Annotated in this window: 10 protein-coding genes; all 10 read right to left on the bottom strand. The window is 68.8% G+C overall.

Annotated features, from left to right (window positions below; genetic code table 11):
- Positions 1–33 precede the first annotated feature (33 nt).
- Positions 34–1,635, bottom strand: a complete 1,602-nt coding sequence (locus tag ACSHSS_RS14110; protein ID WP_445545124.1) for an acyltransferase domain-containing protein — start codon at positions 1,633–1,635, stop codon at positions 34–36.
- Positions 1,617–3,050, bottom strand: coding sequence for a TolC family protein (locus ACSHSS_RS14105; protein WP_445545123.1), 1,434 nt, complete (start codon positions 3,048–3,050; stop codon positions 1,617–1,619). The genes ACSHSS_RS14110 and ACSHSS_RS14105 overlap by 19 nt, the downstream gene beginning before the upstream one ends.
- On the bottom strand, positions 3,047–5,257 hold the full coding sequence (locus tag ACSHSS_RS14100; RefSeq protein WP_445545122.1) for a peptidase domain-containing ABC transporter: 2,211 nt from the start codon (positions 5,255–5,257) through the stop codon (positions 3,047–3,049). The genes ACSHSS_RS14105 and ACSHSS_RS14100 overlap by 4 nt, the downstream gene beginning before the upstream one ends.
- 11 nt (positions 5,258–5,268) lie before the next feature.
- Positions 5,269–6,546 carry an HlyD family secretion protein gene (locus tag ACSHSS_RS14095; RefSeq protein ID WP_445545121.1) on the bottom strand — a complete coding sequence of 426 codons (1,278 nt, stop codon included), beginning with the start codon at positions 6,544–6,546 and terminating at the stop codon, positions 5,269–5,271.
- A gap of 130 nt (positions 6,547–6,676) precedes the next feature.
- Positions 6,677–6,871 (bottom strand): hypothetical protein, encoded by a 195-nt coding sequence (locus ACSHSS_RS14090; protein ID WP_006403005.1) that lies wholly within the window; start codon positions 6,869–6,871, stop codon positions 6,677–6,679.
- Positions 6,872–7,643: 772 nt separating this feature from the next.
- A complete protein-coding gene (locus ACSHSS_RS14085; RefSeq protein WP_445545120.1) occupies positions 7,644–8,624 on the bottom strand; it encodes an NADPH:quinone oxidoreductase family protein in 981 nt (326 codons plus the stop codon).
- A gap of 86 nt (positions 8,625–8,710) precedes the next feature.
- Positions 8,711–11,032 (bottom strand): molybdopterin cofactor-binding domain-containing protein, encoded by a 2,322-nt coding sequence (locus tag ACSHSS_RS14080; RefSeq protein WP_445545119.1) that lies wholly within the window; start codon positions 11,030–11,032, stop codon positions 8,711–8,713.
- Positions 11,029–11,490, bottom strand: coding sequence for a (2Fe-2S)-binding protein (locus ACSHSS_RS14075; RefSeq protein ID WP_012213640.1), 462 nt, complete (start codon positions 11,488–11,490; stop codon positions 11,029–11,031). The genes ACSHSS_RS14080 and ACSHSS_RS14075 overlap by 4 nt, the downstream gene beginning before the upstream one ends.
- Before the next feature lie 103 nt (positions 11,491–11,593).
- Positions 11,594–12,712, bottom strand: a complete 1,119-nt coding sequence (locus ACSHSS_RS14070) for a porin (protein WP_445545118.1) — start codon at positions 12,710–12,712, stop codon at positions 11,594–11,596.
- A gap of 56 nt (positions 12,713–12,768) precedes the next feature.
- Positions 12,769–13,527, bottom strand: coding sequence for a class II aldolase/adducin family protein (locus ACSHSS_RS14065; protein ID WP_006403013.1), 759 nt, complete (start codon positions 13,525–13,527; stop codon positions 12,769–12,771).
- Positions 13,528–13,548 lie beyond the last annotated feature (21 nt).

Raw genomic sequence — 13,548 nt, 5'->3', positions numbered from 1 at the left:
CCCGGCCGGCCCGCGTACCGCGCGTCCGGCCGCTCAGCCGAGCGCCTTGCCCTGGTTCTCGTAGACGAAGTCGACGATCTGCCCCATCGCCTTGAAGTCGCCGCTGCGGAAGTTCGCGGGCAGCGGCGGCAACGCGTAGCGCGCGATGATCCGCTGGATGATCTCGGTCTGCTTGACCGAGTCGATGCCGAGCTCGGCTTCGAGCTCGATCGTCTCCGAGAACACCTCGGCCGGGTACTCCATCGCCTCCGCATAGATGTCGACGAGTTCGGCGAACAGCCGCTCGCGCGGCACGTGCGCGGGTTTCGCGGCACGCGCCGCGGGCGCGGCAGCCGGCGCATCGGAGCCGGCCGCTGCGACGCGCAGCGCGGCCGGTTCCGCGGCCGTCGCGAGCGCGATCACCGGCGCGGCGATCAGCGGCGCCGCGGTAACCGGCGGTGCGACCGGCGCGGCCGCCGCCGACGCCGGCTCGGCGTGCGCCGGCGCAGCCGTCCACCGTGCGGCATGCGCGGCGTCGAACGCCTGGCGCAGCTCGCCCTTCAGCCAGTCGACGATCAGCGGCCCGCGCGCATTCCAGAATGCGTCGAAGCCATGACCGGCCGTGTCGAAACGGATGTCGTCTTTCATGATTCGGTTCTCCTCGAAGTAACGGATGATCGTTGCGACGACGCTCGCTTCGTCGTCGACGCGCGACGGGCCGCCGAACGTGCGGACCGCGCCCGGTCCCGCGACGCGCACGACGATGCGCGCGAGCGCGTTGAGCGCGCCGCATTCGACGTAGCGCACGATGCCGTGCGCGCATGCGTCGCGTATCGCGTCCGCGAAGCGCACCGGCATCACCAGGTGCGACGCGAGACAGGCGCCGAGATCGTCGTCGTCGCGATAGCGGCGGCCGAGAATCGGCGAATGGACCGCATGCGCGAACGGCGCGCGGCCATAGGTCGCGAGGCGCGCCGCAAAGCGTTCGCGCGCGCGCGCCAGATCGGGATGGTGAAAGGCATACGGCGAGCGCAGCCGCTGCGCGGCGACGCCGCGCGCCGCGCACGCATCGACGAAGCGTTCGAGCGCAGCGCGCGGGCCCGACACGACGGTCTGCGACGCATGGTTCTCGACCGCGATGCAGACGCGGCCCGCGGCCGCACCGGCGTCGATCAGCGCGCGCGTCGCGTCGGCATCGGCGGACACCGCGGCCATCACGCCGTCGGCCGGTGCGTCCGCCTGCAACGCCGCGATCCGGTCGCAGACGATCTGCGCGCCCTGCTCGACCGAATACGCGCCGCCGCATACGAGCGCCGCGATCTCGCCGAAGCTGTGCCCGATCGATACGTCGGGCGCGACGCCGTGTGCACGCAGCACGCCGAACACGCCGACCGAGGCCGCATAGATGCCGAGCTGGAGCAGATCGGGCGCGTCGCGCAGCCATACGTCGGGGGCCGCACCGTCGCGCCACAGCGCGCCGGTCAACGGCCGGCCGAGTCGCGCCTGCGCGACCGCATCGACCGTATCGAGCGCGTCGCGCACGCTCGCGTGCGTGCCGGCCAGTTCGCGCATCGCGCTCGCGTAGAACGCGCCCTGTCCCGGAAACAGGAACGCGCAGCCGCTGGCATGCGCGCCGTTCAACCCGCGTCGTTCCATAGTCCCAACCTCCCGAGGCTTTCGGCCAGTTTCAGTCGCGCGATGCGCCATTTCGACACCGCGAGCACGCGCTGCCGGCGCGCGTCGGCGAGCGCCGACTGCGCATTGAGCAAGTCGGTGAACGTGCCGACACCGGCCTTGTAGCGGCCGCGTGCGATGTCGAGCGAATGCAGTGCGGTGTCGAGCAGGTGCTGTGAGTTGTCGAGGTTCGCGGTGTCGGTCTGCAGGCTCTGATAGCTCTTCCATACCTCGAGCGACACCTGCAGTTCGGTATTGCGCACGTCGGCCGCCTGCGCATCGGCCTGCGCCTGCGCTTGCGCGACGCGATAGCCGGACGCGAACCCTTCGAACAGCGGAATCGAGATCTGGATGCCGATCGAGTTGCTGTGGCTGCTGCGCAGTTGCAGCAGCGAGGCCTGTTGCTGATACGACGGGTTGTTGCGCGCGACGCTGCCCGTCAGCGATACCGTCGGGCGCGTCTGCGCGCGCACGGCGCGCACCTCGTCGCGCGCCGCTTCGAGCTTCTCGCGCGCGGCGATCAGCTTCGGATGATGGCGCTTCGCTTCGGCGATCAGGTCCGCGACGCCGCGCGCGAAATCGTCGCGATCGGGCGACGGCTCGCCGTCGGCGATCTGCAGCGGCGTATCGGCATCGACGCCGAGCGTCGTCGCGAGCGTGCCGAGCGCGGTCTGCACGTCGCCTTCCGCGCTGACGCGGTCGAGCACCGCCTTGCGATAGGTCGTCTGCGCCTGCAGCGCGTCGCCGAGCGTGCCCGCCCCGCCGTCGTGCCGCGCGCTCGCCTCGTTCAGGCTTTCCTGCGCCGCGCGTTCGACCGCATGTGCCGCGTCGAGCGCCGCGCGCGCGTCACGCAATGCGTAGTACGCGTGCGCGGCGTCGTAGAAAACGGTCTGCAGCGCATCGTCATGTGCGGCGTTCGCGGCGCGCAGCAGCGCGCGTGCGCGATCGAGCGCCGCGCCGCGCTTGCCGAAATCGAACAGCACCCAGCTCAGGTTCACCATCCCGTAGCGGCTCGTGCTGCGCTGATCCTGCGTAATGCCCGCGTCGTACTTCATCGTCAGATCGTCGCGCTCGATGCCGCCCGTCGCGTTCAGCGTCGGCCAGTACGCGGCCTTCGCGATGCCGACCGCGGCCGCCGCCGCGCGCGCATCGGACCACGTGCGGCGCAGCTGCGGATGCGAGCAGATCGCGAGCAGGATCGCGTCTTCGAGCGCGAGCGGCCGATCCGACGCCTGCGCGCCGTCGCACGACGTGGCCGACGCGAGCGGCGCGGATGGGCTGGGCGGCACGTCGGCGCGCGTCGCATAGACGTCGAACGCCTGCGCGTGCGCGCGCGGTGCCGCCGTCGCCCACGCGACGGCGATCAGCATGGCGGCGACACGCGGCGCCGTCATCATCGCCCCGCCACCGGTTCGGTCGCGCCACCGGTGCGCGCGGCCGGCGCGGCCGACGACGGCTGCGCGGCCGAGCGTGCCGCGCGCATCGCGGCCGTCGACTGGTCGAGCACGACCTTGCCGCCCTGCAGCATGATCACGCGATCGGCCGACGCGATCGTCTCCGGCCGATGCGCGACGACGATCCGCGTCATCGCGAGCCGCGTGATCGCCGCGTTGACCTGCATTTCGCGCTGCAGATCGAGATGGCTCGTCGCTTCGTCGAGCACGAGGATGCCGGGGCGCTTGTACAGCGCGCGCGCAAGCAGCACGCGCTGCTTCTGACCGCCGGATAGCACGGTGCCCATGTCGCCGACGAGCGTGTTGTAACCCATCGGCATCGCCGCGATGTCGTCGTGGACGGCCGCGATCCGCGCGCACTCGGCGATCCAGCGCGGGTCGGCTTCCGGATCGAAGAAGCTGATGTTGTCCGCGATCGAGCCCGCGAACAGCACGTCGTCCTGCAGCACGGTGCCGACGAGCGCGCGCAACCGATCGATGCCGAGCCGCGCGACGTCGAGCCCGCCGATCCGCACCGCGCCGCCGGTCGGCTCGTGAATGCCGAGCAGCACGCCGATCAGCGTCGTCTTCCCGCAGCCCGACGGCCCGACGATGGCGACCGATTCGCCGGCCGCGATCGTCGCGCTGACGCCGTCGAGCACGAGCGGCTCGCCGTCCGCGTAGCGGAACGACAGCGCGTCGATCTCGATGCGCGTGTCGAGGGCGTCGGCTTCGCCCGGCACGCTGCGCAATGCGGCGTCGGGCTCCGGCTGCGCGAATACGATGTCGGCGAGCCGCTCACCCTGCAGCTGCAGCATGCGCACCTCGAAATACTTGTCGACGAGGCTGCCGACGCGGCTGTCGAACTGCCCCTTGTATGCGTTGAACGCCATCAGCACGCCCACCGTGAACTGGCCGTCCATCACCATGCGCGCGCCGAGCCATACGATCAGCAGGTTCTCGATGCCGAACAGCAAGCCGTTCAGCTGCTGATAGAAGAGCTGCAGCTTCTGCACGTGCAGCCCCGCGTTGACCTGCTCGACGAGCAGCGTGATCCAGCTCGCGCGCCGTTCGATCTGCCGGTTGAACAGCTTGATCGTCTTCACGCCGCGCACCGTTTCGAGGAAATGACTCTGCTGCTTGGCCGCATGCACGATCTGATCCTCGGTCGCGCGGCGCAGCGGCGCGTACCAAAGCCAGCGGATCAGTGCGTACAGCGCCATCGTCGCGAGCGCGACGAGCCCGAGCGTGCGGCTGTAGACGAACATCATCGCGAGCGTGACCACCGTCATCAGCCCATCGATCACCGCGCTGACGAACGACGTCGTCAGCGTCTGCTGGATCGTGTCGACCGAGCCGAAGCGCGACACGATGTCGCCGAGATGGCGTCGTTCGTAATACCGCACCGGGAGATTGAGCAGATGCGTGAACACGTTCGCGCGCCACTGCACGTTCAGCGTGACGCCGACATACATGAGCGCCCACGCGCGAATCGCGCTCGTCGCCTGCTGCATCAGCAGCAGCAGCCCGAAACCGAGTGCGAGTACGGTCAGCAGATCGCGATCGGCGCTGACGATCACTTCGTCGATCACCCATTGCAGAAAGAACGGCTGCACGAGCGTAAAGACTTCGAGCGCGATCGCGAGCACGAGGATCTGCGCGAGCGCGCGCGACAGCCCCGACACGGGCCCGAGCAGATCGCGCAGCCGCACGGCAGCGCGCGCCGCGCGCGGAGCGAACGTCGCGCTCGGCCACAGTTCGAGCGCGACGCCGGTGAATGCGCGCGACACGTCGGCGAGCGGCAGCTTGCGCACGCCGTGCGACGGATCGTAAATCGTCGCCGTCTTGCCGTTCACCTCGCGCAGCACGACGAAGTGATTGAAATTCCAGTGCAGCACGCACGGCGTGCGCAGCTGGGCAAGCTGCGCCATGTCGAGCTTCACGGCGCGCGTGCCGAACGCGAGGCGCTGCGCCACCTCGATCACGCGCGCGAGCCCCGCGCCCTTCAGCGACACCGGGAACTGCGCACGCAGCGTCGCGAGGTCAACGTGATGGCCGTGATAGCCGGCCACCATGGCGAGACACGCGAGCCCGCATTCGGCGGCTTCGGTCTGCAGGATCATCGGCAGCTTGCGGCCGATGCCGAACGAGAGTCGATCGAGCAGGGACATTCGCGGCTCCGTCAAAGTTTGCCGGTCAGGCTGTACAGCGGCTCGAGCACCCACTCGTACAGCCGCCGCCGTTCCTGCAGGATGTCCGCCTGCAGCGCCATGCCGGCCTGCAGCGGCTGCGGCGCGCCGTACGCGCGCACGTGCTGTGCGTCCAGCGCGACGCTCACGCGGTAGTAGGTCGCATCCTTCCCGTCGCCCGGCACGGCCGCCGGGCCGCCGTCGTTCGCGAGTTCGGCCGCCGACAGCGCGGTGCGCGCGATCGACACGACCGTCGCGCGATACTGGCCGAACTTCTGATACGGGAATGCCTGATAACGGATCAGCACCGGCTCGCCGACACGCACGAACCCGATCGCCGCGCTCGGCACGAACAGATGCGCCTGCCAGCGCGCGCCATCGGGCACGACGCTCGCGAGCGGGCGCGACGTGTCGACCGCCTGCCCGACGTCGGCGATCGTCGCGGTCAGCACGCCGGTCTCCGGCGCCGTCACGACGATGCGCCGTTTCGCTTCGCTCTCGATCAGCGTGCGGTCGACGTCGATCACATTGCGATCGATCTGCGCGAGTTCGTTCTGCTGCTTCAGCGCGAGACCGGCCAGCGCATTGTTCGCTTCGGTCAGCGACTGCAGCGTCGACGCGCGCTCGCGAAACAGCCCGTTCAGCTTCGACTGCTGGTCGAGCAGGTCGGCCTCGCGCTGCTGCGCCTGATCCTTCGAGATGTAATCCTGGGCGAGCAAATGGCGATAGCGCTGCGCGCCGTCGGCCGCGATCGACGTGCGCAGCCGCTGCGCGGCGAGCTGATCGTCGATGCGCGCGAGTTCGCCCTTCAGGTTCGCGATCTTCGCGCGCACGGTGTCGCGCTCGTCCTGCTGAAGGCTGCGTGTCTTGTCGATTTCGGACAGCAGCGAGGCCTTGCGCTGCCGCGCCTGGTCGATCAGTGCGGCCTGCGTCGCGCCCTGCGCCGCGCTCTGCAGATCGGTCGACACCGTATAGAGCGTCTGACCGCGCGTCACGCGCTGCCCTTCCTTCACGTTGCGTTCGACGACGATGCCCGACTGCAGCGCATAGACCTTGACGAGCCCCGCATCGGGCATCACGACGCCCGCGACCGTCGTGCGGCGCGTGTAGGTGCCGAATGCGAAGAACAGCACGACGCCGACGGCCATCGCGACCGCCGCGATGCTCAGCAGCTTCAGCGACACCGGCCGGATCAGCACGATTTCGCCGAGCGCGCTCGCACGCTGCGCCTGCTGCGCCTCGATACGGAAAAGGGGGGATGGAGTCGTCAAGATCGGAATGGTCGGTTCGGTTCGACAGGTCCAGCGATGTCGCCGCGGCGCACCGGTCGGGCACCGCGGCGACAGGCGACGCGCGCGGCCGCGGCGCAATGCGCGCGACCGCGCGACGAACGCGTCCGGCTTAGGCGTGGTGGCCCGTCAGCAGGCCGAGCAGCGTGTTGCCCGTGCCGACGACGGCCGTCGTCAGCGCTTCGCCGACGTTGTACAGCGTCTGGCCGTACAGCTCGACCACGTTACCCAGCGTGTCGAAAATCGAGCCGCCGCCGTAGTAGCCGCCGGACACTTGAGCGATTTCCTGCTGATTCAGTTCTTGCATGGTTTTTCTCCAGATTGAGAATGCTAGATAACCCATCTAGCGGGGCATCGATCCCCATCGCGCAAGGCGATGCGAGTCAATATCGACAATCCGTTTCATTGAGGTCGAACGAAATCGTTCATTACGCATTCAATCGAAATTGACGCATTTCCGGTTTTATCCAGTACCGAATCGATAACGGCCGACAACGATTCACGGCCGAGCGCCGCCGGCGAGCGGCACGCGCGCAGCGTTTTCCGCGCCAGCGCGAGTGCAGACGGCTATTTCTCCGGGCAATTCAAACGGAACGATCCAGCGTCGATTACTTGTTGTTCGTCGCTATTCAATCAGTTAACGTAATTTGACTTTTCAGTGATTGCTTTTGCGCATTTACTGCACCGCGCCCCTTTTGCGTCGCGACGTATCGCCGGCCGCTCTTTAATTCGGCTCCATGGTGCCGAATCGACCTGTGTGAATCTGTACGATCGCGCACCATGATCTGAAAGAGTGATAAAGCGCGAATTCATTCCGTTTGAACGCGGAATGTCGCGCGTTAAAAGCGCGATTGAATGGCGGGAGTTGATGTTCGGCCGAAACCGATCCAAAGACACTGCGAACCGAGTCGCGTAAAAAAGGCGGGAAACGAGGAATCGACGTGATGTGCGATGCGTCTACATCGGAAATACGATTGCGAGATAGTTGCGCACGCAATCAATACGATCCATGCGTGCAGACGGGCAAAACCGGCGAACGCCGCGCCGACCGTCGACGGCATTCGCCTCGCCCGCCCCAATCACGCCTCGGGCAGAATCACGACCTTGCCCTTCACCTGCCGGTTCGCCATGCGCGCGATCGCGTCCACTGCGCCCGCGAGCGGCACGCGTTCGGTAATCGCGGGCCGAATCCGGCCGGCCGCGAACCATTGCGCGAGCTGTTGCATGTTCGCCGCGTGCTGCGCGGGATCGCGCCGCACGGCGTCGCCCCAGAACACGCCGAGGATGTCGCGCTCCTTCAGCAGCGCGAGATTCAGCGCGATCTTCGGGATCTCGCCGGCCGCGAAGCCGACGACGAGAAAGCGGCCGCGCCACGCGGTCGCACGCAACGCCGCTTCCGTATAGGCGCCGCCCACCGGATCGTAGACCACGTCCGCGCCGCGCCCGCCGGTCAGTTCGTCGACGCGTCGGCGCAGATCGTCGGTCGCATAGTCGATCGTGTCGTCGGCGCCCGCTGCGCGGCACAGCGCGAGCTTGTCGGCGCTCGACGCGGCCGCGATCACGCGTGCGCCGAGCGCCTTCGCGATCTCGATCGCCGCGAGCCCGACGCCGCCGGCCGCCCCGAGCACCAGCAGGGTTTCGCCCGCTTGCAGCCGCGCACGCTGCTGCAGCGCATGCAGCGACGTGCCGTACGCGAGCACGAGCGCGGCGCCCTGATCGAACGTCATGCCCGGCGGCAATGCCGCGATCTGGCGCACGTCGGCGAGGCACTGCTCGGCAAAGCCGCCGTGGCCCGTGAACGCGACGACCGCATCGCCGGGCCGCCAGTCGGTCACGCCGTCGCCAACGGCATCGATCACGCCGGCGAATTCCGCGCCGGGCGAGAACGGCAGTGCCGGCTTCGCCTGATACAGGCCCTGCACGATCAGGGCATCGGGAAAGTTCAGCGACGCGGCCTTCACGCGCACGCGTACCTGGCCGGCGCCCGGTTCCGGAACCGCGACGTCGTCGATGCGCAGGGCGTCGATCGGCCCGAACGCGGTACACAACACGGCTTTCATGGTCTGTCTCTCCTTGCGCGACGCGATCGCGCATCGATTCGAACGTCGCGTGCCGGACCGCATGCGGCCCGGCACGCGACGGCGGGTCACGCGGCCTTGCCGGTGCGCAGCTGATCCGCGATCGGCAAGCTGCGGATCCGCTTGCCGCTGGCCGCAAAGATCGCGTTGGTCAGCGCGGGCGCCACGGGCGGCAGGCCGGGCTCGCCGACGCCGCCGAGCGGCGTCGCATAGTCGTCCGGCGCGACGAGATGCACGCGGATCTCGCGCGGCGCCTCGTTCATCCGCAGCACCTGGAAGCCGTTGAAGTTGCTCTGCTCCGGCTGGCCGTCCTTGAACGTGATCTCGCCGTGCAGCGCGAGTCCGAGCCCCATCACGACCGCGCCTTCGAGCTGCGAGCGCACGCGCTCCGGATTCACCTGCGGACCGCAGTCGATCGCGATGTCGACGCGCGGCACCGCGATCGCGCCGTCGTCGCCGACCTGTACTTCGCACACGACTGCCGTGTACGACACGAAGCTGCGATGCGCGGCGATGCCGAGGCCATGTCCTTTCGGCAGCGTGCGCCCCCAGCCGGCCTCGCGCGCGACGGTCTCGACGACGCGCCGCAGCCGCCCCGTATCGACCGGATACAGCGCTGGATCCTCGCCGTAGTTGACGTTCTTCACCGCAATATGCGGCTCGAAGCGTCGCGCGGGGCCGATCAGGTCGAGCAGGAAGTCCTTCGGATCGCGGCCGGCGGCATGCGCGAGTTCCGCGACGAAGCTCTGGATACCGAACGCATGCGGAATGTTGTAGACCGACCGGAACCAGCCGATCCGCGTATGCGCGGGCGCGGCCGGATTCTCGATGCGCACGTTCGGAATCGCGAACGGCAGATCGGCGATGCCCTGGGCGAGCTCGCCCGGCTGCTCGTGCACGACGCCGGCCTTGAACGTCGACTGGATCGACGGTGCGACCGTCCGGTGCTGCCACGCGACGACCTTGCCCGCCGCATCGAGCGCGCCGTCGAACGCTTCGAGCGAGACTGCGTGGAAATAGTCGTGCGCGATGTCGTCCTCGCGCGTGAACGTGAGCTTCACCGGCGCGCCGACCGCCTTCGACAGCAGCGCGGCCTCGACGACGTAGTCGGGCTTCGACTTGCGGCCAAAGCCGCCGCCGAGCAGCGTCACGTTGACGGTCACGCGCTCCGCCGACAGCCCGAGCGCCTTCGCGACTTCGTCGCGTGTGGTCTGCGGCGCCTGCGTGCAGGTCCACACGTCGCAGCGGCCGTCGGCCACGCGTGCGAGCGCGGCCGGCGGCTCCATCGTCGCGTGCGCGAGATGCGGCACGTAGTAGGTCGCGCGCACGCGCTTCGCGGCACCCGCGAGCGCCGCGGCCGTGTCGCCGTCGTTGCGGATCACCTCGCCCGGCTGCGCGGCGGCCGCTTCGAGCGTCTTTCGATACGCGGCCGAATCGTAGCCGGCGTTCGGCCCGCGCTTCCAGTCGATCTTCAGCCGCTTGCGCGCCTGGATCGCCGTCCACGTGTCGCGTGCGACGACCGCCACGCCGCCGAGCGGCTGGAAGCTGGACGGCAGCGGCGTCGATGCGAGCGGTACGACCTTGACGACGCCCGGCAGCTTCTCCGCGGCGGCCGCATCGAACGATGCGACCGTGTCGCCGTAAGCGGGCGGCCGCGCAACGACTGCGTAGAGCATCCCGTCGAGCCGCGTATCGATCCCGTACTGCGCGCGACCCGCGACGATGTCGCGACCGTCGATCAGCGCGGTCTCGCCCTTGCCGATATAGCGGAACTCGGCCGGCGCCTTCAGTACGAGCGTCGCCGGATCCGGCACGGGCAGCGCGGCGGCCTTCGCGGCCAGCTCGCCGTAGCCGAGCCGGCGCCCGCGCTTCGTATCGACGACTTCATGCACGCTCGCCTTGACCTGCCGCACGTCGACGCCCCATGTCGCGGCCGCCGCCTGTTCGAGCATCGTGCGCGCGGCCGCGCCCGCGCGACGCAGCGCCGCGAAACTCTGGCGCAGGCTGCGCGAGCCGTCGGTGTTCTGGTTGCCGTAGCGCGCTTCGTCGCCGACCGCCTGCGCGACCTTGACGCGCGCCCAGTCCGCGCCGAGTTCGTCGGCGACGACGAGCGCGACGCTGGTGCGCACGCCCTGCCCCATCTCCGAGCGGATGCAGGTGACGGTCACGGTGCCGTCCGGCGCGATCGCGACGAACAGATTGGGATCGTCGCGCAGCCCGTGCGGCATGCCTGCGCCGCCGTATTGCGGATTCGCGCTGACGGGCGGCTGTCCCGCGGCCGCCCGCGCGAGCGACGGCACGCCGAACGCGAGCAGCAGCCCGCCCGATGCGAAACCGAGCAGCAGCGCGCGGCGGCTTTCGTTGCAGACGGAGAGTGGCTGCCCGTTCATGCGGCACCTCCGCGGCTCACCGCGAGCCGGATCGCTGCGCGAATGCGCGTGTAGGTGCCGCAGCGGCAGATGTTGCCGGACATCGCGTCGTCGATGTCGGCATCGGTCGGGTGTGGGTTCGTCTTCAGCAGCGACGCGGCCTGCATGATCTGCCCGGCCTGACAGTAGCCGCATTGCGCGACGTTCAGTTCCTGCCAGGCCTGCTGCAGCGGATGCGTCGCGTCGGCCGACAGTCCTTCGATCGTCGTCACGTGCTTGCCGGCGGCCGCCGCGACCGGCGTGATGCACGAGCGGATCGCGACGCCGTCGAGATGCACGGTACAGGCGCCGCAGAGCGCCATGCCGCAGCCGAACTTCGTGCCCGTGTGACCGAGCACGTCGCGCAGATACCAGAGCAACGGCATGTCGGGATTGCCGTCGAAGTGTTGCTCGCTACCGTTGAGGGTCAGCGTGATCATTGTTCACCTCCTGGTTGGGGACGCTTACCTGCACGCAGACTTTAACCGAACCGTGCATTTGGCGTCGCCGGCCGCCGCCGGCAGGTGTCGCACGCGGCGCGGCTCAGAACCGGTGTGTGATGCCGACGCCGGCGAGCACCTGCGTCGCGCCCGGCGCGGACACCGACACGCCGCTCCAGCTCGCGGTCGAGCTGCCGTTGTTGCGGATCCAGCCGGCACGCGCATAGACGCTCGTGCGCTTCGACAGCGAATGGTCGATGCCGAGCTCCGCGCCGATCGCATTGTCGTGCGCGCCGCGCACATTGCGGTGCACCAGCGCGACTTCGATCGTGTCGGATACCGTCGCCGCGATCGTCGCGCCGAGCTGCACGACGCTGTACGGGTGGGCGCTGTCGAGCCGGGCCGTCAGCGAGCCCGGCGACGGATCGTCCGGCCGGCTGTAGGTGTAATGAAACTGGAAGTTGACGATGCCCCACCGGTAACCGAGCGCCGCGCCGAAGTACTGCGCGCTCGGCACGTCGAGCGCGGCCGGCAAGCCGGGGAACGACAGCGTGCCCGAGCGCTGGTTGCCGTAGCCGATGCCGGCGTACAGTCCGTGTCCCGAATAGCTCAGCGTCGCGCCGAACTCGTTGCCGTTCGTGCGACGCAGCGGCTGCGTGACGCTCGACGCGAACGCGTACATCGCGCGCAGCCGCCAGCCGCCGAGCACCGGCGACTGATAGAGGATCGAGTTGTCCGCGCGGCCCGTGTCGTACTGCGTCGCGAGCGTGCGCCGGTCGATCGTCGCCATGTTGCCCGAGTACAGCGACGTCGCATCGTTCAGTCCGAACGGGTCGGTCGGATAGACGAGATAGAAGCCCGGACCGTACTGGCGGCCGAACGACAGCGTGCCGTAGCGATCGTGCTGCAGGCCGACCCACGACTGACGGACGAACATCGCGGTGCTGTCGAGGTACAGCGAACCGTTGTTGATGTTGAAGCCGTTCTCGAGCACGAAGCGCACGCGCAGGCCGCCGCCGAGATCCTCGGTGCCGGTCAGCCCGAACACCGACGTCGACGAGCCGCCGCTGCGCTCCGCAAACGAATGCGCGCCGCCGTTGCCCAGATACTGGATGAACGTGTCGGCGATGCCGTACAGCGTCACCGACGAGTCGGCCGCCAACGCGGCGCCCGACGCGAGCGCGAGCGTGGCGCCGCAGAGCGCCAGCGAGGTTGTCCGCATGTGTGTCTCCTTAGCTTCGTCGTTATGTCGGGATCGCGCGCTCGCGGCGCAGCCGCTCAACTCGCGTAGCCGGGATTGCGCCGATCGAGCCGGCGCAGCAGGCCCGGCCAGACGAGTTGCTCGGGGCCCATGTCGCGCGTGGTGATGCGGGACTGTCGCGCGATCCCGTCGAGGATCGGCTGCGGGATCATGCGGAGCGCGCCGCCGCCCGCCTGCGCGCGGACCTGGATCGCACATGCGGCTTCCGCGAAATACATGCCGACGAACGCAGCGGCCGCGCTCGCGCCGACCGTCAGCAGACCGTGGTTGCGCAGCAGCATCACGTTGCGCTCGCCCAGATCGCGCACGAGCCGCGGTTTCTCGTCCGGTTCGACCGCGATCCCTTCGTAGTCGTGATACGCGAGCGAGCGCATCACGAGCAGCGCCTGCTGCGAGATCGGCAGCAGCCCGTCGGCCTGCGCCGACACCGCGACGCCGTTCAGCGAATGCGTATGCATCACGCACGCCACGTCCTCGCGCGCGGCGTGCACGGCGCTGTGGATCGTGAAGCCCGCAGGATTGATGTCGTACTCGGACGGCGCGAGCTTGTTGCCGTCGAGATCGATCTTCACGAGCGACGAGGCCGTGATCTCGTCGAACATCATCCCGTACGGGTTCAGCAGGAATGCGTGCGTGCCCGGAATGCGCATCGAGATATGCGTATAGACGAGGTCGTCCCAGCCGAACAGCGCGGTCAGCCGGTACGCGGCGGCCAGATCGACGCGTGCCTGCCATTCCTGCGCGGACACGCTGCGCTTCACGTCGGATTCGTTCATGTCGTGCTCCCGTTCAATGGA

Source organism: Burkholderia sp. BC1 (assembly GCF_052683555.1).
Note: the sequence above shows the minus strand (reverse complement) of the source record. Positions and strands in the feature narration are given on the sequence as shown.

Coding starts and splice junctions, on each gene's coding strand:
- ACSHSS_RS14110 (WP_445545124.1), bottom strand. CDS start 1,635: ATGGAACGACGCGGGTTGAACGGCGCGCATGCCAGCGGCTGCGCGTTC.
- ACSHSS_RS14105 (WP_445545123.1), bottom strand. CDS start 3,050: ATGATGACGGCGCCGCGTGTCGCCGCCATGCTGATCGCCGTCGCGTGG.
- ACSHSS_RS14100 (WP_445545122.1), bottom strand. CDS start 5,257: ATGTCCCTGCTCGATCGACTCTCGTTCGGCATCGGCCGCAAGCTGCCG.
- ACSHSS_RS14090 (WP_006403005.1), bottom strand. CDS start 6,871: ATGCAAGAACTGAATCAGCAGGAAATCGCTCAAGTGTCCGGCGGCTAC.
- ACSHSS_RS14085 (WP_445545120.1), bottom strand. CDS start 8,624: ATGAAAGCCGTGTTGTGTACCGCGTTCGGGCCGATCGACGCCCTGCGC.
- ACSHSS_RS14080 (WP_445545119.1), bottom strand. CDS start 11,032: ATGAACGGGCAGCCACTCTCCGTCTGCAACGAAAGCCGCCGCGCGCTG.
- ACSHSS_RS14075 (WP_012213640.1), bottom strand. CDS start 11,490: ATGATCACGCTGACCCTCAACGGTAGCGAGCAACACTTCGACGGCAAT.
- ACSHSS_RS14070 (WP_445545118.1), bottom strand. CDS start 12,712: ATGCGGACAACCTCGCTGGCGCTCTGCGGCGCCACGCTCGCGCTCGCG.
- ACSHSS_RS14065 (WP_006403013.1), bottom strand. CDS start 13,527: ATGAACGAATCCGACGTGAAGCGCAGCGTGTCCGCGCAGGAATGGCAG.